Origin of the sequence: Reyranella massiliensis 521 (genome assembly GCF_000312425.1) — a bacterium.
Lineage (GTDB): Bacteria > Pseudomonadota > Alphaproteobacteria > Reyranellales > Reyranellaceae > Reyranella > Reyranella massiliensis.
Map to the genome: position 1 here is coordinate 4,375,178 of NZ_HE997181.1, position 20,319 is coordinate 4,395,496.

The following is a 20,319-nucleotide window of genomic DNA, read 5'->3' on the forward strand; positions in this document are numbered from 1 at the left end:
ACTATTTTGCCGGCCCGCCCCAGCTTTCAAGGACATCCCGCTTGGCCTTGCGCTGCTCCTCGCGCGACTTCTTGAAGTCGTGCCCATAGGGTGCCGTGTCGAACGAACCGTAGGTCGGATTGGCGATCATCAGCCATTGCTTGCCCCAATAGGCCATGTCGCTGTCGAAGGCCTTCAGACGGTCGGCCTCGCTGCTGCGGTAACGGTCGTCGAAATCGCCGAAATTATCGCCGATGTTCAGCAACACGCGGTAGTCCTTGGTCACCACGGCTCGGCGCGTGCTCTTGGCACTTCCCCATTCCGGTTTCTCGTTCTGCATCAGGAACGTGTCGACATTGCCACCCAACGGGAAGCCGAGCTTCTGCATGTTCTCGCGCGTGTCCTTCTCGGTCTCCGCAGCGCGATTGGTGATGTAGAAGATCTTTACGTTCTTGGAGTCGGCATACTTCACGAACTCCAGCGCGCCCGGAATCGCGGTCGATATCTGGGCGGCGCAGAATTCGTTCCAGGTCTTGGTGCTGAACGTCTTGTCGTTCTTCATCATCCAGACTTGGTACTTCGAGTTGTCGAGCAGCGTCTCGTCGATATCCAGAATGATCGCCGGCGGCAGCGTTTGATAGTCGCCGGTCTGTTCCGCTGGCGCTGCCGTCCAGCTTCTGTCGACCAGCGCCTCGCCGAGACGGATGCGCGCCAAGGCAAAGACCGTCAACGCGTTGGCCTTGTATTCCACAGACCGTTGCGTCCAGAGCGTCGCCAGCAGCAGATCGCTGGCGTCCTGGGCACGCGCGGCGATACCGGACAAGGCCACAAGGACGGCGCCGAGCGCCAGACTCGTTCTTGCAATCATGGCGGCACCTTCTCCAATAGCCGGCGCTTGGTATCGGCATCGACGAAGGATGCCTCGACGGTCCGGCGTGCAATCCCGCGCAAGTCCTTCTCGCTGAGCCCGGCCTCGGCGTATTCAGTTCCGAGCGTCGTGTGAAAGAATGGCGGATCGTCGGAATTCAGCGTGACCGGAACGCCGGCATCGATCAACCGATGCAACGGATGCGCCTCCCGACTGGGATAGAGTCCCAGCGCCACATTGCTGCCCGGGCAGACTTCGAGGACGATTCCGCGCCGCACCAGCTCCGCCATCAGGGCCGGATCCTCGGCCGAGCGCACGCCGTGGCCGATGCGCGTCACGGGCAGATCGCGGATCGCCGCCCAGACGCTTTCCGGCCCCACGACCTCGCCGGCATGAACAGTGCAGCCATAACCCTTCTCGTGGGCCAGCCGATAGGCCGGCGCAAAGTCGATCGGGCTGAAGCGCGCCTCGTCGCCGCCCATGCCAAACCCGACGACATAGGGATGCGGCTCGGCGACCATCGCCCTTGCCATGGCGAGAGCGCGATCCGGTCCGAGGTGGCGAATGCAGATGATGATGATGCGGCCGACGATACCGAACTCGCGGCCAGCCCGGTCGATCCCGTCGGCAAGCGCCTCGAGCCAGGCGGCATAGGAGATGCCCAGCGCCGCCGGCCGCTCGGGCGAGCAGAACATCTCGACATAGACCGCGCCATCGCGGGCCGCCGAGGCAAGGTACGAGTAGATTACGTCGCCGAAGTCGCGGGGAGTCTTGAGCGCCGTACAGACGCGATCGTAGGAGTCGAGAAAGCTCAGAAAGTCTTGCCAGGCGTAGTGACCCTTCGCGTCGAACAGCTTGGCCGGCAGCGAAAGCCCGTTGCGTTCGGCCAGTTCACGCGCCAGCGCCGGCGGGATCGACCCTTCGAGATGGCAGTGGATTTCGGCCTTGGGGATTTGGGTCTTGAGCGTCACGCGAAGCCTCGAAGCGGCAGTCCAGGCCGTTGCAGCCAGTTGTCGGGCAGATAATCGGCACGAGCATCGATCAGGTGCAAGGCGTAGGCGTGGCGTTGCCGCGGCGAACGGTTAGGGGCGCTGGCATGTGGCAGCAACCCATGCAGCACCACCAGCGCGCCGCGCTTTGCGTCCAAGGCTACGGGTTCGATATCGGGCCAGGGCGTCGTGTCGAGGATTTCTGTCGCCATTTCGCTCCCGACTTGCCTGAAGCGCTCCCGCAGCGGACCACGATGGGCGCCCGGCAGGGCCATCAGGCAGCCATTCTCCTTGTCGGCATCGTCGAGCGCGATCCAGAAGCCGGTGACGGTCGACGGCTGAGTGCAGAGATAGGTCGCGTCCTGGTGCCAGCCGACTTCGGCGCCAATCCGCGGCTGCTTGAAGAGGTACATGGACTGCAACAGCAGTGGCTCTTCCAAGCCCAGCGAATGGGCTAAGGCGGCGAATTGCGGCCGGCGGGAGATATGGTCGAACACCGGATCGAGGTCGTGCAGAGCATGGCCGATCTTGTTCAGGGCCAGCGATACGGGCTGATCGGTCGCCCCCTCCTCGAAGAAGAAATGGATGGCCTGCCCGGATTCCTGGAAGTAGCGGTCTCGCGCATGCCCCTGGTCGCGCGTCGAGAAGACGGTCCGCACGGACCCCGGATCAAATTCCGCCACCAACTCCGCCGCGCGCGCCTGCAAGGCATCGCAATCCGCCTGCGGCAGGAAATCCTCGATCACGAGAAAGCCGTCCCGTGCATAGGCTTCGAGATTGACCGCGTTCACGCCACCCGCTCCATCAGGACAGGCTTGGACGCAGGTGCCGCCTCGCCGATCCGGATCGCCCGTCGCACCTCGGCAATTGCCTGATCGGCGTCCGCGTCGGTCGCGGCGTGGACAAGGCACAGCGGACTGCCTGCCTGGACGTGCGTACCGACGTCCACCACCTCGGTTAGGCCGACCGACGGATCGATGGCGTCGTCGGCATGGGTACGGCCGCCACCCAGGCTTACAACGGCAATACCGATATCGCGGGCATTCATGCCGGTGACGTAGCCCGTGTGCTCGGCCGAGCAGGGCCGAATGACCGGCGCCGACGACAGGTACCGACCGGGATGGTCGAGGAAATCGGTCGGCCCTCCCAGCGCTGCGACCATCCGGCCGAACGTCTCGGCTGCCCGTCCATCGGCGAGGACCGCTTCCGCTTGGGCTCGGCCGGCGGCGACATTGGGCACCAACTTGCCGAGCACTAGCATCTCGGCCGCCAGCGCCATCGTCACCTCATGCAACCGCGGCTCGCGTGCGCCATTGCCCGTGAGATAGGCCACCGTTTCGGCGACTTCGAGGGCATTGCCGACATCGCGGCCAAGCACGCGATCCATGTCGGTGATCAGTGCCACCGTCGGCAGGCCGGCCTGGTTGGCCACCGCGACGAGGCTTTCGGCGAGGTCGCGCGCCATCTCCTCGGTGTCGCAGAAGGCGCCGGAGCCGCACTTCACATCCATCACCAGCCCGTCGAGCCCTTCGGCGATCTTCTTCGAGAGGATCGAACTCACCAGCAACGGGATCGACTCGACGCTGCCCGTGACATCGCGCGTGGCGTAGAGCCGCCGGTCGGCCGGTGCCAGATCGTCGGTCTGGCCGATCACGGCGCAGCCGACCTCGCACACAACCTTGCGGAAGGTGGCAATGTCGGGCTGCACGTCGTAGCCGGAGATCGACGCGAGCTTGTCCAGGGTACCGCCGGTATGGCCGAGACCGCGCCCGGAGATCATGGGCACGAAGGCGCCGCAGGCCGCCACGATGGGCGCCAGCATCAGGCTCACCTTGTCGCCGACACCGCCGCTCGAATGCTTGTCCAGCACCGGCCCCGGCAAGTCGAGATCCGCCCAATCGAGCACGAGTCCGGACCGCGCCAACCCCAAGGTGAGCGCGACCCGCTCGGGCGTCGTCATGCCACGAAAGAAAACGGTCATCGCAAACGCCGCCACCTGGCCTTCGCTCAGAGTGCCATCGTGGATTCCACGCACGATGAAGCCGATTTCCTCGGCGGAGAGTTCGTGGCCGTCGCGCTTACGACGAATGATCTCCTGCGGCAGCATGGCGCCTAGCCGTAATGCTCCAGGAAGGTGCGTAGTAGCCGGCGCACATTACCGGACGCCGCACCCGCCACGGCAAGCGTCTGCTCGTGACCCAGCACACCGGGCACGAGGCCGGCGGCATAGTTGGTCATCAGCGACAGGGCCACGACCTTGAGGCCGGCATGGCGCGCCAGGATCGTCTCGGGTGCCGTCGACATGCCGACAGCGTCGGCGCCCAGCACGCGGGCGGCGCGAATTTCCGCAGGCGTCTCGAAGCTCGGCCCGCTGAAGAAGATGTAGACGCCGTCGTGGCAGGTCACGTTGGCTTGGCGAGCCGCTGCCAGCAGTTTCTTGAGCAGGGCCGGATCGTAAGCATCGACCATATCGACGAAGCGGCTGTCGCCCGGCCCGACGCCGAACAGCGGATTGACGCCGGCGAAGTTGATGTGATCGCTGATCGCCATTACCGATCCGGGGGGCATGTCGAGCCGCAGACTGCCCGCGGCATTGGTCTGCACCAGCGTTTCGCAGCCGAGATCGGCAATGGCACGAATCGCGCCCCCCATTTCATCGGCTCTGCCACGCTCGTAATAATGCGCGCGCCCCTGCAAAACGGCGATCGGGGTCGGCCCGACATGTCCCAGGACCAGACGGCCGGCATGGCTGCCGACCGTGGTCAGCGGAAATCCCGGCAGATCGGCATAAGGAAGGGCAGCGACCTGCTTCACGTCCTCGACGAAGCTGCCCAGGCCGGAACCCAGGATCACAGCGACTTTCGGTTTGAAGCCGGGCGCAACCCGCGTAATGGCGTCGATCATGGCCGACCGACGTGATGTGGACCGAACGACATCGGCAAGAGCTGTCCCAAGGTTACCGTGCGATGCAGCCCATCGGGACCACAGAGGTGGATCGGCGTATCGTCGGCTGCAAACTCGCGCAGCTTCTGGCGGCAGCCCCCACAGGGCGTGATGGTCTCGGGGCCCGGGCCCACCACGACACATTCCAGGATGCGCTTGTGGCCTGCCGCGACGAGGGCGGCGATGGCGCCGGCCTCGGCGCAGATCCCTTGTGGGTAGGCGGCATTCTCGACATTGCAGCCGCCGTGGATCGAGCCGTCCTCGGCACGCAGCGCAGCCCCTACGTGGAACTTCGAGTAGGGCGCATGGGCGTGAAGCATCATGCGTTGCGCGACATGGAGCAGATCGTCCACCTCAATGCTCCTTCTCGTAGGGCACGCCGGCCGCCTTGGGCGCCACGGCATTGCCGATGAAGCCGGCTAACAAGAACAGGGTGAGAAGATAGGGCAAGGCCTGGATCAGTTGCACAGGAACTTCGCCGATGCCAGGCGCCTTCACGCCCTGCAGGCGGATGGCGACGGCATCGAGCAGGCCAAAGACCAGACAGGCGCCGAAGGCCGGGAACGGCCGCCATTTGCCGAAGATGATGGCGGCCAGCGCGATGAAGCCCTGCCCTGCCGTCATGTCGCGGCTGAAGCCGGCATTCTGTGCAATCGAGAGATAGGCCCCGGCAAGACCCGCAAACAGGCCGCACAGGAGGACGGCGCGATACCGCAGCCAGGTGACCGAAACGCCGGCCGCATCGACTGCCAGGGGCATCTCGCCGACGGCCCGAAGCCGAAGTCCAAACCGTGTGCGAGCGATCAGCCACCAGGTGAACGGCACCGACAATAGCGCCGCGTAGACCAGTACATTGTCGCCAGCCACGGGGAAGAAGATCGGCTTTAGACGCTCGCCGTCGTTCAACGGCGGCGTCTGGCCGCCACGCGCGAACCAGGCCGTTCCCAGCACCACGGTCAGACCCGCCGCCAATATGTTGAGGGCGATGCCGCTCACGACCTGGTTGCCGCGATGGGTGATGCAGGCAAAGCCATGCAGTAAAGCCAGCGCCTCCGCCGCAACGATGGCGGCAGCGACGCCCGCCCAGGCCGAGCCGGTGAGCGATGCCGTCGCGGCCGCGAAGAAGGCCGCCATCAGCATCTTGCCTTCGAGCCCGACATCGATGACGCCGCTCTTCTCCGAGAACAAACCACCCATGGCGCAGAGCACCAGGGGCGTCGCCACGCGCAAGGTCGCCGCGAGGGTCAGGGTGACGAAGGTGAGTACTTCCTCCATCACTCAGCCCCGGCGCCCGAACAGCGCCTGCAGCCAGGGCCGCGGCAGATGGGCCAGGGCGCCGCAGAACAGGATGACCAGTCCCTGTATCACCACGACCATCTCGCGGGTCATGGCGGGAATCTCGAAGGAAAGCTCTGCACCGCCCTGTTGCAGGGCGCCGAACAGGAGGGCGGCCAGCACGATGCCCAAGGGGTGGCTGCGCCCCATCAACGCCACGGCGATGCCGGCGAAGCCGTAACCCGCCGGAAAGTCGAGCACGATGCGGTGGTGCACGCCCAGCAGCTCGTTGACTGCGACACCGCCCGCCAGGGCGCCGGACAGGCACATGGCCAGCATGGTCATGCGCCGGATGCTGGTGCCGGCATAGATCGCCGCCTCGGCATTGTGGCCCATGGTTCGCAAGGCGTAGCCCCAGCTCGTGCGCCACAGAAAAACCCAGACGGCAATGCTGCTGAGCAGGGCCAGGACGAAGGCGAGATTGAGCGCGGACGGCGCCACCGCGATACTAATCGACTCCAGCACCGCCTGCATCGACGGCAACGATGCCGAGTCGGCGAAGCCGCGACTCTGCGCGGTCATCGAGCCCGGCGCGATCAAGACGTTTACCAGCAGGTAGACCATCAGCGCCGACGCAACGAAGTTGAACATGATGGTGGTAATGACGATGTGGCTGCCACGCCAGGCCTGCATCCAGGCCGGCACCGCCGCCCAGGCCGCACCGAAAGCCGCTGCAGCCACGATGGCGAGGAGGATCAACAGCGGGCCCGGCAGGTAGCTGTCGAGCGCCAGCACGGCAAGACCGCAGCCCAGACCTCCGATGTAGGCTTGGCCCTCGCCGCCGATGTTGAACAAGCCGGCGTGGAAGGCGATCGCCACGGCAAGGCCGGTGAAGATGAAATTGGTGGCGTAGTAGAGCGTGTAGCCGATCGACTCCGAAGAGCCAAAGGCGCCAACCAGCAAGAGCTTCAGCGCATCGAAGGGTTCGACGCCGATGATACGCGCGATGATGCCGACGACAAAAAAGGCCAGCGCGACATTGACCAGCGGCAATACGGCGATTTCGACCCAGCGCGGCAACGGCCGACGAGCGGACCTCGGGACGACGAGGCTCATGCGTCGGCCATCATGCGGCCGAGCGTCCGTTCATCGGCCTGATCCGCCGCGACTCCGCCGACAATCCGGCCTCCCGACATCACCAGGATGCGATCGGCCAGCGACAGGATTTCTTCGAGTTCGACCGACACGACCAGAATCGCGCAGCCTGCGTCGCGGCTTTTCACCAATTCGCGATGGATGAACTCGATGGCGCCGATATCGACGCCGCGCGTCGGCTGGCCCACCAGCAGCACCTTGGGCATTCGCGACATCTCGCGCGCCAGGATCAGCTTCTGCTGATTGCCGCCGGAGAAGTGCGACGAACGCAACCCCGGCGTCTGTGGCCGCACATCGAAGCGCCGCATCAACTCGGCGCAGTGCTTGTCCACGGCCGGCACGTCGAGCAAATGGTTGTGACAATAGGGTGGCTGGTCCTGATACCCCAGGATCGCGCTCTCCGATGCCTCGAATGCAGCGACCAGCCCCTGCCGCAGGCGATCCTCCGGAACATGGGCGAGGCCGAGCGCGCGCATCTCTGCCGGATCGATGGGATGCGCCGCATCGATTATCCGACCGCAGACTTCGAGGTGACCTGCCGTCAGTGGCCGGATGCCGGACAGGACCTGCAGCAGCTCCGTCTGGCCATTTCCCGAGACACCGGCGATGCCGACGATCTCGCCGGCGCGCAGATCGAGGTCGATGCCATCGAGCAGGCGCACACCGCGACGGTCGACCAGCGAGAGGTCGCGCGCCGCCAGCATCGTCTGCCCACGCACGGCCGGCGCCTTGTCGAGATCCAGCCGGATCTTGCGACCAACCATCAGCTCCGCGAGTTCGCCGGTACTGGTTTCGCCCGTCCGCCGCTCGGCCACGACCTCGCCCTGGCGCATGACGATCACCCGGTCGGCGACGGCCATGATCTCGCGCAGCTTGTGGGTGATCAGAAGCACCGTGACACCGCGGGCACGCAGGCTCTTCAGGATCTCGAACAGCCGGTCGGTCTCCTGTGGCGTCAGCACGGCGCTGGGCTCGTCCAGGATCAGCGTGCGTGCGCCGCGGAAGAGGACTTTCAGAATCTCGACCCGCTGTTGCTCGCCCACCGAAAGATCGGCCACGCGCGCATCGGGATCGACGGTGAGGCCATATTCCCGACCCAGCCTCGCCAGCTCGGCACGCGCTGCCGCGAAGCCCCCGGCCAGCAAGGGGCCGCCTTCGGCCCCCAGCACCAGGTTCTCCAGCACGGTGAAGGTGTCGACCAGCATGAAGTGCTGGTGAACCATGCCGATGCCATGGGCGATGGCATCGCGCGGGCTGGCCATGTCGACGGGGTGGCCATCGATCAGAATCTGACCGGCATCGGCGCGATAGAGCCCATAGAGAATGCTCATCAGGGTCGACTTGCCGGCGCCGTTTTCGCCGACAATCCCGGTGATGCTGCCCTGTGGGACGGCAAGCGAAACACTGCGCACGGCGTGCACGGCGCCGAACGACTTGTCTATGCCTCTGAGTTCGATGGCTGCAGCGGCAGCCGTCAGCGATTGCACGAATTGTTGCTCATATAATCGTGCACGACGATCTTGCCCGAGATGATATCGGCCTTGGCGGCTTCGACCTTGGCCTTCATTTCCGGTGTCACGAGGCTCTCGTTGTCCTTGTCGAGCGCCCAATCGACCCCGCCTTCCTTGAGGCCCAACACCTGCGTACCGCCCTTCCATTGATGGTCCTGGGCCGCCTTGAAGCTCTCATAGGTTGCTACATCGACGCGCTTCAGCATCGAGGTCAGCATGTTGCCGGGATGCAGATGGTTCTGGTTGGAATCGACGCCGATGCCGAGCTTGCCGCGATCCTTGGTCGCCTGGAGGATGCCGAGCCCGGTGCTGCCGGCCGCGGCATAGACGACGTCGACGCCGCGGTCGATCTGGCCGCGGGCGAGCTCGGCACCACGGCCGGGATCGTTCCACGCGGCGGGCGTCGTGCCCGTCATGTTCGTGATCAGTTCGGCGTTGGGATTGGCATATTTGATGCCCTGCTCGAAGCCGCACTGGAAACGCCGCACAAGCGGAATGTCCATGCCGCCGACAAAGCCGATCTTGCCGGTCTTGGAGGCGAGCGCCGCCAGCACGCCGACCAGAAACGAGCCTTCCTGTTCGCGAAACACGACGGACTGCACGTTGGGCAGGTTCACCACGCTGTCGATGATCGTGAAGTGGATGTTGGGAAACTCCTTGGCGACCTTCTGCAGCGCTACGGCCTGGGCAAACCCGACGGCGATGATCGGGTCCTGGCCCCGCTGGGCGAAGCGGCGCAGCGCCTGCTCGAATTGCGTTTCGTTGCTGGGCTCGAACTCGGCGACGGCGATGCCGGTATCCTTCTTGAAACGCTCGGCACCCTGCCAGACCCCTTCATTGAAAGACTTGTCGAATTTCCCTCCGGTGCTGAAGACGATAGCGGGCTTGATCGTGGCCCGGGTCTGCGCCTGTGCAGGCGCCAATAATCCCAGGCAAACGACTGCAAAGACCGCAATTAGCGGTCCGACCCAGCGTTTCATGACGGCTCCCTTGTTCTCGGCCAATCTTGGACTGCGGCGCGCGCCGGGTCTAGGCACGGCTCCGCAGTACAATCAGCCTGGAACGACGAACCCGTACCTTAGGTTCGAAGGATCGCGGCCTACGCGCTCGTAGTGCGACTTGACAGCCGCAAAGCGATCGTCCCGCCACGCCGCCTTCTTGATGTCGTAGCGATACATCTTCGCCGAGTTCTCCCCGAAGATGGCCCGCTTCACCGGCCCGTCGGCCGGTCCGAGCGGCGCATAGCCGAACTTCTTTTGCATGTCCTCGGGGATTTCGAGTCGGCGCAGGGCCTCGATCTGCCACTGTGGCGCCCCTGTCCACACCGCATCGGTGCCCCATACGATGTGATCGGCCCCCAGGCCCTTCACCAGCATACCCATCAGTGCCGCACAAAGACGCGGCTCAGTCACCGTGGTCTGCGCAAATATCTGGCCGAGATCGGCATAGACGTTGCTGACGCCGTACTTGGCCGGAATCTCGGCAAGGTCGCTGGTCCACTCGACCCGGCCGGTCTTCTCGAACTGGTCGTAACCACCCGCCGCAGCACCCGGCGCACCCGTCCAGCGGAAGGCCGAGTGATAAACGACGAAGCGGATCTGCGGCCAGTCCTTTGCCGCCTTGCCGACATCGTCGACAGTCGCGTAGGGCGTCAGATGCGGCCAGCGTTGCGCGACCGAGGGTGGATAGAGGCCTTTGTGCACGCAGACGATGTCGTAACCCGCCTTCACGATCTTCTCGTAGAAGGGATAGACGAGTTTCTCGTCGTCCATGCGCCAAGGATGACGCGCCAGATCCTTGTTGGTGTTGTCGCCGACCGTATAGCCCTTCCACGAGTCCGGCTTGAGCGTGGCGATGCACTTGTCCACCTCATCCATCCAGCCGTCGTACCCCGGCGTAAAGATGGCATGCGACAGGAGACGCCTGGAGCCGGCTTCACGATTCACCTTCTCACGGGCGTCGGCCTTCATCTCGTTGGTCAGGAACCAGTCGCGTGGATCTTCCGATGCCGAGCCGCTGATCAGGGCGACCTTGGTGTCGCTGTCGAGATAGATTTCCTTGAACCAGTTGGGATACTTGAGGTCGTCGATGGTCTGCGGCTTGCCGACCAGTCTCGGATTCCAGCCGGCCTTGCCGACCGCCTCGCGCCCGCGCACGAATCCTTCGAGCCGCGTATCGTCGCGCAGGAAGTGCGTATGCACGTCCATGACGAACTGGTCTTTCAGGCCGTCAGCGCGCGCCTGCGCGAGATCGACGCTTTTGGCTTCCGCCGGTGCGGCGCCATAGAGCGGCCCGTAGACCTCGTTCATCGCGACGAAAGCTGTCGCCATGCCGGCGGCGGTCTGAAAGAAACGCCGACGCGACAGGCCGTTACGACGGCCATAGTCGTCGCCCAGTGCGTTCATGCGCGCTTCGACCTGCTTCTGCCGCTCGGTTCGAGCGATCGGCAGAAATTCGTCACTCGACACGACCTGGGTCGGCACCGGTGTCGTACCACCCGCCAGGCTGGCGGGCGCAAGTCGGCTGCGTTCCTCGTCGCTCAACAGACCCATGGCAATCCTCGAAGCTACAGGGAAGAGCTGGCGTCCGACGCGAGCCTATCTCAACTTTGCGGAGGCGGCACGGTACCGGGCTTGGGATCGATGGGCAGCAGACGGTCGAGACCCACGAGCTTTTCGTAGAGAGCTCCAGCCTGCAGCAATGCCGCCTCTCCCCGTGGCTTGCCCACGAGTTGCAGGCCGACCGGCCGGCCGAACTGATCGAAGCCGCACGGCACGGCCAAAGCCGGGCTGCCGGTCACGGTGATGGCCGAGTTCAACGTCGAGCCCGCCATGTAGTTCTCGAGCTTCTTGCCGGCGATGGTTTCGGGCGCCCGCAGATTGACGTCGAAAGCCGCAGTCGGCGCCCCGGGCGTCACGAACAGGTCGTATGTCTGGAAGAACGCATTCATGCGCCGATACAGAGCCGCGCGTTCGCGTTCCGCCCAGGCCAGCCGGCTCGCCGTCTGCTTCAGGCCAAGCTCGGTGTTCCAGATGATATCCGGCTTGATCAGGTCGCGATGCTGCTCGATCTGTTGCTCGCGATCGACGACGAACTGCTGGCTACGCAGCGCCATGAACACGTCGTCGACCGGCCCGAAGTCGGGAGATACTTCCTCGACGATGCAGCCAAGCTCCTCGAAGCGGCGGGCCATCCTGGTGCAGATCTCGCGAATCTCGTGATCGAGCTCGAACCGGCCACCGAAGTCGGCACTGAAGGCGACTCGCTTCGGCATCACGGGCTTGGCGACCGCGGCGCTGAACGAAACGGCCGGCGCATCGAAGGTCATGGCATCGTGCGGACAGAAGCCGGCCATTGTGTCGAGAAACAGAGCGAGGTCAGGTACGTTGCGGGCCATCGGCCCCTGCACCGACTGCGGCGAATAGAGATTGTTCGAGGTGCCGCGCGTCACACGGCCGGCCGAAGGCCGCAGCCCCACCGTCGAGCAGTAGGTTCCGGGACGCCGCAGCGATCCGCCATGGTCGGAACCGTGTGCCAGCCAGACCTCGCCGGCCGCGACCGAAACCGACCCGCCGCCCGTCGAGCCGCCGCAGGTCAGCGACGTGTTCCAGGGATTGCGCGTGCGGCCGAAAACTTCGTTGAAGGTGCTGCCACCCGCGCCGAATTCCGGGGTATTCGACTTGGCGACGACGATGCCGCCTTTGCGCTCGATCCGCTCGACCAGCGGATGGGACTTGGCAGGTACGTGATTGGCGAAGATCGGCGAGCCGTAGGTGGTCCGCACGCCGGCGACATCCGTCAGGTCCTTGATCGAGACCGGCAGGCCGGCCAGCCATCCCGCTTCGCCTTCGGCCTCGTTGGCCTTACCGGCCATGATCCGCTTAGCGTGATCGCGGGCGCGATCGAGGCAGAGCGTCGGCAGCGCATTCAGCGCCGGCTCGACCTCGGAAATGCGCTGCGCCGAGGCATCGATCAGATCGAGCGGCGTGATCTCCTTCTTCTTCAGCCGGTGCACGGCCTCAACGGCGCTCAGACGCCACAGTTCGCTACTCATCGTGTTCCTCCTCGGCTGCGGCGTGTGCCAGCACCGACCGAACGCTGACCGACGCCCACATCTAACCTTGCTTCAACTCCACCGACTGGCCATGCGGTGTCGTACGATAGGCTTCTGCCCAGGCATGAGCCCGCTCGTCGAGCTCCCGCGGTTCGGTCAGCGATCTCCTAACGCACAGGCGTTCGAGAGCCGCGAGCCAGCGGGCGTAGTAGCCCGAACCGTCATCGGGTGGCGCCTCTTGCAATACGGCCGATAGGGTCTCTACCCACTCCGCCCAGGTGAAATGGCCAGCGTCGCAAAGCTTCAAGGTCAGCGCGAAGGCCTGTGCCTGCCAGGGCTCGGCAAAGACCGGCCCGTCCGCGTCAACAGGAAGGCCGGGCAGCGCCGTGACACGCTCATGCTGCATCGAGATAGTCTTCCCACAGATCGAGATGGACGGTGTCCGACGCATGGGCACTGTCGCCCCACAGTTCGCGGGCGGCGAAGCGCACCGTGTAGAGATATTGCGGGTTTTCGCCTTCGAAGCGGGCATTGGAATCGGGAAAGACGTGAGCGCCGTGGTGACACTCGATCACCCCTTCCCGCCCACGCACATAGCGCGGCAGCCGCGTGTGGCCGGTCGGATTGATGTTGCGGGGGCGGACGGTCGCGCCGTCGGCAAAGCGCGGCTTGGCCGAGGTCTGCCGCAAGGTCGGACCACCGGCGGCGATTGCCACCGGCACCTTGTCCGCCGTCAGGGGTGGCGTGGCGACAGGCGATGTCGGATCGCGCTTTCCCGTTGCCAATTCCTGCGGGGTAACGAGGCCCGCATCGAGCAGCAGCCTGATGCAAGATGCAAACCACTTCTCGTAATAGGTCATGCGCAGATAGTCGGCCGGCGGCAGCTGTTCGATGCTGTGACGGCCCGCATCGATGTTCCACCGTCGCCAGGCGCCGGCGGCACGCCGCAATGCCAATACGCGGCCTTCCCATGGTGCGTGGAAGACGGGCTCGCCAGCTTCGGCCTTGACGGGGCCAAAGCCGTGCATGCCGCCCATGTCGTGAACGCCGTTCATGCGCCCTCCTTCGCGGCCGGGCTTGCCACTTTGGCGACGCCGACCATCGCGTCGCGTGTCACCAGCGCGGCCAGCGCCTCGGCATCCATGCCGTCGGTGCCGGCAGGCCGCTCGGGCAAAACCAGATAACGAATTTCGGCGGTCGAATCCCAGACTCGGACCGCAACATCGTCTGCCACGGTCACGCCGAATTCACTCAGGACGCGGCGGGGTTCGATCACCGCGCGCGAACGATAGGCCGAAGATTTGTACCAGACCGGCGGCAGCCCGAGCACCGGCCACGGATAGCAGGAGCACAGGGTACAGACGACGAGGTTGTGCACTTCTGGCGTGTTCTCGACGACCACCATGTGCTCGCCTTGCGCGCCGGTATAGCCCATCTCGGCGATGGCGGCAGTCGCGTCGCCCATCAAGCGGGCCTTGTAGTCGGGGTCGGTCCAGGCGCGGGCGACGATACGGGCGCCATTGCGCGGGCCGATCTTGTTCTCGTAGGTGTCGACGATCGCATCCAGTGCGGCGGGATCGACAAGGCCTTTCTCGATCAGGAGCGATTCCAGCGCCTTTACTCTGAGTGCCGTATCCGACGGAACATCCTGCCCATGATCGTGCCTGTGATCATGGCTGTGATCGTGGTCATGTTCGTGATCGTGGCTCATGGCAACTCCTCGCGACGCGGAAGCCTACACCGGGATCGCCGCGCCTGTCCGCCGGCGCTGGGCGAAATACAGAATGCCCAGCAGCATCAGATTCAGCAGATTGAAGGCGAGTGCTGCCTGGAAGGCAGACTGATAGGAAAGCGTGGCATCGAAGATCGTACCGCCCAGCCAGCCGCCTGCCGCCATGCCGGCCATGGCGAACAGCATCACCACGCCCAACCGCCAGCCGGCGATGGTCGGCCCGTAGAGGAAGCGCAGGTTCAGCGCGTAACCCTGCACGATGGCGATGAACGGAATGCCGTGCAGCAGCGACAAGGCGTAAATACTCGTGATGTCGCGGGCATAGAGGAAGCCGACCAGCGAGCCGATCTGGATTACCGAACAGAGCAGGCTGACGGGCAGCGGCCCGATGCGGTCTGCAAGGCGCGCCATCACGAAGGTGGCGACGATGGCCGAGAGCAGAACCAGCGATACCGCCTCCGTGCCGCGCGCCGCCGGATAGCCGAGGTCGCCACAGAAGGCCACCATATGCACGAAAGGAATAGCCATGGCCGCGCAGCAGCAGAAGCCGGCCGCCGACAGCAAGGTCATGATCGCCGACGAGGGCAACGGCAGGGGAACCTTTTCCTCGCGCCGGCGGCCACCGGGCCCGCGCAGGATCGGCGCCGGCCGCACGTAGAGCGCGCCCAGCAGTAGCAGGATCCCCGCCGACAGGCCGTAGACGACCAGCGTGTCGCGCCAGCCGATCTCGGGCAGCAGCAAGCGGTAGATCTGCGGCCACACCGACCCCGCAATGGCGGGGCCGACGGAGATGATGGCGACGGCGATGTTGCGGCGCTTATCGAACCAGCCCTGCACATTGTTCATCGCCGGTGTGAAGGTGCCGGCATTGCCGAAGAAGCCCAGCAGGACCGCATAGCCGGCATAGAGCGCGATCTCGCCGCCGCGCGAGGCGGCAAAACCGCCGATGGCAATCGAGATGCCGGCGATCACCAGCGGCACGCGCGGGCTGGTGCGATCCGCCAGCCAGCCCATGAAGACGCCGCCCACGCCCATGCCGAAGAAGCCGACCATGTAGGCGAAGGACGGCACGGCCCGCTGGTCGCCGAAATCGGCCGCCATCTCCTTCAACCCGACCATCGGCAGATAGATGCCGCCACCGCCCAACGCGATGCAGAGCATCGACACCAGCGCCAGACGCCAGGCGTATGGCCCGTCGATGCCCGACCGATTGGGCGTAGTGCTCACTCGCGCGCCAGCGCCGCCGTTGCCGCTGCGACCGGGTCGAGCGCCTGGTCGTCGTCCATCAACACGGTCACCTTGCGCAGCTTGCCGGTGAAGGCGAATGGCGCTTCGTAGTGCGACACCGGGCTGGAGCGGTCGCGGCCGATATCGAGCCCCGACCAGGAGATGAAGCTCACGAAGCCGTTCTGGGTATCGAAGCCGCCGGCCGGTTCGCCGTCGATCAGCAGGGTCGCGAGGTTGCGGCCCTGATTGCGCCGCATGCGCACGCCGAGCCGCCGGTTGCCCGCCGGCACCGGCCGGTCGGAAACGATCAGGTGGTGCTCGCCGCCGATGTTCATGTCGTAGGTGAGCCGGCCATCCTTCATGTAGAGCGAATAGCCGGTCGTGGCGTCGCCGTGTGCGATCAGCACGCCCTCGGTGGTCGGGCCATCGACATGGGCGTCGGCCTCGATCGTGTAGGTGCGGTTGCGCACGTCGGGCGCCACATCCGTCGGCACATGCCCCATGCCGGCATGGAAGACGAAGCGGTTGCGTGGTCCGTGGAAGCGCTTGGCATTGTCGGCGAAGCGCGGCGCAAAGCGGTCGTCGAGCGGCAACACCTTGCTGCGCTCGGCCTGCCGCCACCATTCCTCGATCATCGCCTTGAGCCGCTCCGGCTCCTTCTCGGCAAGATCGTCGACCTCGTTGAAGTCGCGCACGAGGTTGTAGAGCTCCCACTTGTCGTTGGCGAAGTCCGAGCCCGGCGGATGGTAGGACACCGCCTTCCAGCCGCCTTGGACCAGGCCGCGATGGCCGAACATCTCGAAATACTGCGCCTTGGACTTGGAGCGCGCCTTGGCATTGGCCAGGCTCGGCGCAAACGAGGTACCTTCGAGCGGCATCTGCTTCACACCGTTGATCACCTTCGGCGGCTTGATGCCCACGACGTCGAGCAAGGTCGGCACGAGGTCGCTGGCGTGGCAGAACTGGTGCCGCAGTTCGCCCCGCGCGGCGACACCCTTGTCCCAGGCCATGACCAGCGGATCGCGGATACCACCGCCGTGGGTATTCTGTTTGTAGCGACGCAACGGCGTGTTGGCCGCCATCGCCCAGCCCCAGGGGAAGTTGGAATGCGTATCGGGACCGCCGATATCGTCGATGCGGGCGATCTTTTCGTCCAGCGACTCGCGCCGGAGATTGTAGGGACCCATGGCATTGATCATGCCGAACGGGCCGCCTTCCTGGCTGGCACCGTTGTCCGACATGACGATCACCAGCGTGTTTTCGAGCTGGCCTGCGGTCTCGAGGAACTGCATCAGCCGGCCGATATGCTGGTCGGCATGTTCCAGCATGGCAGCATAAGCGGACTGCAGGCGCGTGAACATGCGCCGTTCGGGTTCCGCAATCTCGGCCCACGGACGCACCGAATCGTTGCGCGGCGGCAGTTGCGTCGTCTTGGGGACGATACCCATCTCGATCTGTCGCGCGAGACGCTTCTCACGCTCGACATCCCAGCCTTCGGCAAAAACCGAGTCGTACTTCGAGATCATGTTGAACGGCGCCTGGTGCGGCGCATGACAGGCGCCGAAGGCGACCCAGGTAAGCCAAGGCGTTTCCGGATTGTCGCCGACATGGTCGGCGAGGTAGCGGATCGCCTGGTCCACGAGATCGGATGTCAGGTGGTAGCCCGTGGCGAAGGTGCCCGGCGGATCGACCGGCGTGTTGTCGCGCACCAGCTCCGGCGCGTACTGATCCGTTTCGGCGTCCATGAAGCCATAGAAGCGGTCGAAGCCGCGCCCCAGCGGCCAGCCGTCGAACGGGCCAGTCGCGCCCGATTCCGTGAGCGGCGTCACGTGCCACTTGCCCAGCATGTAGTTGCGATAGCCGTGCGGGCGCAGCATTTCGGCGATCGTGCCGGCCTCGCGGCTGATCTTGCCGCGATAGCCGGGATAGCCCGAATCGAAGTTGGCGAGGCAGCCGACGCCGACGGAGTGATGGTTGCGTCCGGTCAGCAGCGCCGCCCGCGTGGTCGAGCACATCGCCGTCGTGTGGAAGCCGGTGTAGCGCAGGCCGCGCTTGGCGATGGCGTCGATGGCCGGCGTGGCGATCGGCGAGCCATAGCAGCCGAAGTCGGAGAAGCCGACATCGTCGAACAGGATCACCAGGATATTGGGGGCACCATCGCCTCCAATGCCAAGTGGCCGCTTGGGTGCTTCCGGCCAATAGGGCTGGGAGTCCTGAACAGTCTTGCCGATCTTGCCTTGTCCTTCGCCCGTCATGCGCTTCCCTTTGTTTCATCGGTTGTCCGATACTTACATCCGGCGATCAACCTTGTCGCAATTCATGGCCCGGGTTAGGGAAAGTCATGGCTCACTTCACGTCCGACGGGCTTGCCCTCGCTTATGACGAATTCGGTCCAGCCGACGCGCGCAGGGCGATCGTGCTGGTGCACGGCTTCTCTGCGAATCGCTACGAGAACTGGAAGCGCATGGGCTGGTACGACGCCATCGCCGCCAAGGGCCTGCGCGGTTTTGCACTGGACAATCGTGGCCATGGCGAGAGCGCCAAGCCGCACGATCCTGCGCAGTACAGCCGCGAGGCGATGGCACGCGATGTATTTGCATTGATGGACCATGCTGGCGTCGAGCGCGCCCACCTGCTCGGTTTCTCCATGGGGTCGCACATCGCCTTGACCGCAGCGCTCACCGACTCCGGCCGCATCGACCATCTCGTGGTGGCAGGCGTGGGCGGCAAGATATTCGATCCGCCGCGCGAGGAAGGTGCGATGGCTGCTGCCATGGAAGCCGCAACACCGGATCAGATCGCCGATCCGATGCTGAGAAGCTTCCGCCAGTTCGCGGATGAGCAGAAGGAGGATCGTCTGGCCCTCGCCGCCTGTTCGCGGGGCGATCGCACGCCGATTACACGTGACACTCTGATGGCAATCCGGCGCCCCACTCTCGTCGTCGCCGGCGCGCGCGACCAACTCGCCGGCCCGCCGCAGGCTCTGGCCGATGCCATCCCCGGCGCCAGGGCGGTCACCCTGCCGGGATGCGATCATTTCTCTTGCATCGGCCATCCGCTGTTCAAGGCCAGCGTCTTCGACTTCTTCGACGGCTGGCTGGAGTAGCCGCCATGGCAAAGGTTCCGTTCAAGCGCATTCGCGAACGTGCCGCCAAGCGCAAGGGCGGCGAGAAGGTGCTGACGACGCTTTTGCCGAAGACACGAGACAACAAGGCCCTGGCCAAGCTCGGCGACGATCGCGTGCTCTCGGAAATGGCGCGCCGCGTCTTCTCCGCGGGGTTCGTGTGGAGCGTCATCGACAAGAAATGGCCGGGCTTCGAAGAGGCCTTCCTCGGCTTCAACCGCAAGCGGCTGCTGTTTCAGCCGGCTGAGTTCTGGGAAAAGCTGGCGTCGGACAAGCGCATCGTGCGCAATCCGCAAAAGATCAGGTCGGTGCGCGAGAACGCGAAGTTCGTGAGCGACATCGCGGCCGAGCATGGCAGTTTCGGCAAATTCCTGGCGACTTGGCCTGCGGACGATCAGATCGGCCTGCTCGAAGTCCTCGACAAGCGCGGCTCGCGGCTGGGCGGCTTCTCCGGCCAGTACCTGCTGCGCTTTCTCGGTCGCGATTCCTTCATCCTGACCAACGACCTGATCCTCTGCCTGCGCGACAGCGGCGTGCCGCTCAGCGCCAAGGGCACCTCCAAGAAGGATCTCAGGCTCGCCCAAGCGCAGATCAACGAATGGGCCGAGGAAACCGGCCTGCCGCTCACCCACATCTCCCGCATCTGCGCCATGTCGATCGGTGAGAACCATGACGCCGCGCGTCTGAAGCAGGCGATGCAGGAGTAGCCCGTGGTCGAGATATTGCTGATCAATCCCAACACCACGGCCTCGATCACCGATCTGGTTCTGAAAACGGCGCAGCAATTTGCCTCGAAGGATACCCTCCTGCGCGCGGCCACGGGCGCGTTCGGGCCGCGCTACATCGCGTCCCGCGCCGCCTACGCCATCGCGGGGCACGCCGCGCTCGACGCATTCGCCAACGACAAGGGGCGCAAGGACGCCGTCGTGCTGGCCTGCTTCGGCGATCCCGGTCTGGCCGCCCTCAAGGAAGTGAGCAAGGTCCCGGTCGTGGGCATGGCAGACGCATCGGTCTTGCAGGCCTGCGCGCTCGGCGGCCGCTTCTCCATCGTGACCGGAGGCGAACGGTGGAAGTCGATGCTGGAAGAGTTCGTGGCGAGCCGCGGCCTCACTTCGCGGTTGGCATCGGTACGAACCGTCGCCCCGACCGGCGCCGACATCGCACGCAACCCGAAGGCCGCAATGGCATTGTTAGCTAAAGGCTGTAAGGCGTGCGTACGCGAAGATGGCGCCGACGTCGTGATCCTGGGAGGCGCCGGGCTGGCGGGCCTTGCCGCGAAGCTGATGGGCATGGTCGATGCCCCTCTGCTCGATGGGGTTGCTTGTGCAATCTCCATGGCGGAAGGCCTCGCACAGCAGAAACCCACTAAGGCAGCGGCCGGCATTCTTGCCGCTCCCGCCCCCGTACCGAGCGTCAATCTTTCCAAAGGTCTTTCGAAGCTGCTCGGATCGCCTTAGGGTCA

20 protein-coding genes are annotated in these 20,319 nt (G+C 65.0%); 3 read left to right on the forward strand and 17 right to left on the reverse strand.

Annotation, left to right across the window (positions count from 1 at the left end):
• Nucleotide 1: 1 nt before the first annotated feature.
• From BN60_RS21340 to BN60_RS21420, 17 genes are all read right to left on the reverse strand, one after another.
• On the reverse strand, nt 2–847 hold the full coding sequence (locus BN60_RS21340; protein WP_020698185.1) for a 5'-nucleotidase, lipoprotein e(P4) family: 846 nt from the start codon (nt 845–847) through the stop codon (nt 2–4).
• Complete coding sequence (gene add / locus BN60_RS21345; protein WP_020698186.1) at nt 844–1,818, reverse strand: adenosine deaminase; 975 nt, start codon at nt 1,816–1,818, stop codon at nt 844–846. Before add ends, BN60_RS21340 begins: the two co-directional genes overlap by 4 nt.
• On the reverse strand, nt 1,815–2,627 hold the full coding sequence (locus BN60_RS21350; RefSeq protein ID WP_020698187.1) for a phytanoyl-CoA dioxygenase family protein: 813 nt from the start codon (nt 2,625–2,627) through the stop codon (nt 1,815–1,817). Before BN60_RS21350 ends, add begins: the two co-directional genes overlap by 4 nt.
• A complete protein-coding gene (gene deoA, locus BN60_RS21355) occupies nt 2,624–3,943 on the reverse strand; it encodes a thymidine phosphorylase (RefSeq protein WP_020698188.1) in 1,320 nt (439 codons plus the stop codon). Before deoA ends, BN60_RS21350 begins: the two co-directional genes overlap by 4 nt.
• 5 nt (nt 3,944–3,948) lie before the next feature.
• Nucleotides 3,949–4,740: a purine-nucleoside phosphorylase gene (locus tag BN60_RS21360; protein ID WP_020698189.1), complete on the reverse strand. Its 792-nt coding sequence runs from the start codon at nt 4,738–4,740 to the stop codon at nt 3,949–3,951.
• The gene (locus BN60_RS21365; protein ID WP_083856228.1) at nt 4,737–5,183 is read right to left on the reverse strand and encodes a cytidine deaminase; all 447 of its coding nucleotides are present in this window, start codon (nt 5,181–5,183) and stop codon (nt 4,737–4,739) included. The genes BN60_RS21360 and BN60_RS21365 overlap by 4 nt, the downstream gene beginning before the upstream one ends.
• A complete protein-coding gene (locus BN60_RS21370; RefSeq protein ID WP_020698191.1) occupies nt 5,134–6,054 on the reverse strand; it encodes an ABC transporter permease in 921 nt (306 codons plus the stop codon). Before BN60_RS21370 ends, BN60_RS21365 begins: the two co-directional genes overlap by 50 nt.
• 3 nt (nt 6,055–6,057) lie before the next feature.
• Nucleotides 6,058–7,170, reverse strand: a complete 1,113-nt coding sequence (locus BN60_RS21375) for an ABC transporter permease (protein WP_043284197.1) — start codon at nt 7,168–7,170, stop codon at nt 6,058–6,060.
• The gene (locus BN60_RS21380; protein ID WP_020698193.1) at nt 7,167–8,696 is read right to left on the reverse strand and encodes an ABC transporter ATP-binding protein; all 1,530 of its coding nucleotides are present in this window, start codon (nt 8,694–8,696) and stop codon (nt 7,167–7,169) included. The genes BN60_RS21375 and BN60_RS21380 overlap by 4 nt, the downstream gene beginning before the upstream one ends.
• Entirely contained in the window at nt 8,684–9,700 is a 1,017-nt protein-coding gene (locus BN60_RS21385) for a BMP family lipoprotein (RefSeq protein ID WP_043286340.1), read from the reverse strand. Before BN60_RS21385 ends, BN60_RS21380 begins: the two co-directional genes overlap by 13 nt.
• 72 nt (nt 9,701–9,772) lie before the next feature.
• Nucleotides 9,773–11,272, reverse strand: a complete 1,500-nt coding sequence (locus tag BN60_RS21390) for an amidohydrolase family protein (protein WP_020698195.1) — start codon at nt 11,270–11,272, stop codon at nt 9,773–9,775.
• Nucleotides 11,273–11,322: 50 nt separating this feature from the next.
• Nucleotides 11,323–12,774, reverse strand: coding sequence for an amidase (locus tag BN60_RS21395; RefSeq protein ID WP_020698196.1), 1,452 nt, complete (start codon nt 12,772–12,774; stop codon nt 11,323–11,325).
• 61 nt (nt 12,775–12,835) lie between these two features.
• The gene (locus BN60_RS21400) at nt 12,836–13,180 is read right to left on the reverse strand and encodes a nitrile hydratase accessory protein (RefSeq protein WP_020698197.1); all 345 of its coding nucleotides are present in this window, start codon (nt 13,178–13,180) and stop codon (nt 12,836–12,838) included.
• Entirely contained in the window at nt 13,170–13,829 is a 660-nt protein-coding gene (gene nthB, locus BN60_RS21405) for a nitrile hydratase subunit beta (RefSeq protein WP_020698198.1), read from the reverse strand. The genes BN60_RS21400 and nthB overlap by 11 nt, the downstream gene beginning before the upstream one ends.
• Nucleotides 13,826–14,485, reverse strand: coding sequence for a nitrile hydratase subunit alpha (gene nthA / locus BN60_RS21410; protein ID WP_020698199.1), 660 nt, complete (start codon nt 14,483–14,485; stop codon nt 13,826–13,828). Before nthA ends, nthB begins: the two co-directional genes overlap by 4 nt.
• Nucleotides 14,486–14,509: 24 nt before the next feature.
• Nucleotides 14,510–15,733, reverse strand: a complete 1,224-nt coding sequence (locus tag BN60_RS21415) for an MFS transporter (protein WP_020698200.1) — start codon at nt 15,731–15,733, stop codon at nt 14,510–14,512.
• Nucleotides 15,730–17,988, reverse strand: coding sequence for an arylsulfatase (locus BN60_RS21420; RefSeq protein WP_020698201.1), 2,259 nt, complete (start codon nt 17,986–17,988; stop codon nt 15,730–15,732). The genes BN60_RS21415 and BN60_RS21420 overlap by 4 nt, the downstream gene beginning before the upstream one ends.
• 86 nt (nt 17,989–18,074) lie before the next feature.
• Between BN60_RS21420 and BN60_RS21425 the strand changes: the two genes are divergently transcribed.
• The 3 genes from BN60_RS21425 to BN60_RS21435 are packed head-to-tail and all read left to right on the forward strand — an operon-like array spanning nt 18,075 to nt 20,314.
• Entirely contained in the window at nt 18,075–18,839 is a 765-nt protein-coding gene (locus tag BN60_RS21425; protein ID WP_020698202.1) for an alpha/beta fold hydrolase, read from the forward strand.
• A 5-nt stretch (nt 18,840–18,844) separates the two neighbouring features.
• Nucleotides 18,845–19,564 carry a DNA-3-methyladenine glycosylase I gene (locus tag BN60_RS21430; RefSeq protein ID WP_020698203.1) on the forward strand — a complete coding sequence of 240 codons (720 nt, stop codon included), beginning with the start codon at nt 18,845–18,847 and terminating at the stop codon, nt 19,562–19,564.
• Nucleotides 19,565–19,567: 3 nt separating this feature from the next.
• Nucleotides 19,568–20,314: an aspartate/glutamate racemase family protein gene (locus BN60_RS21435; protein ID WP_020698204.1), complete on the forward strand. Its 747-nt coding sequence runs from the start codon at nt 19,568–19,570 to the stop codon at nt 20,312–20,314.
• The last annotated feature ends 5 nt before the right edge of the window (nt 20,315–20,319 follow it).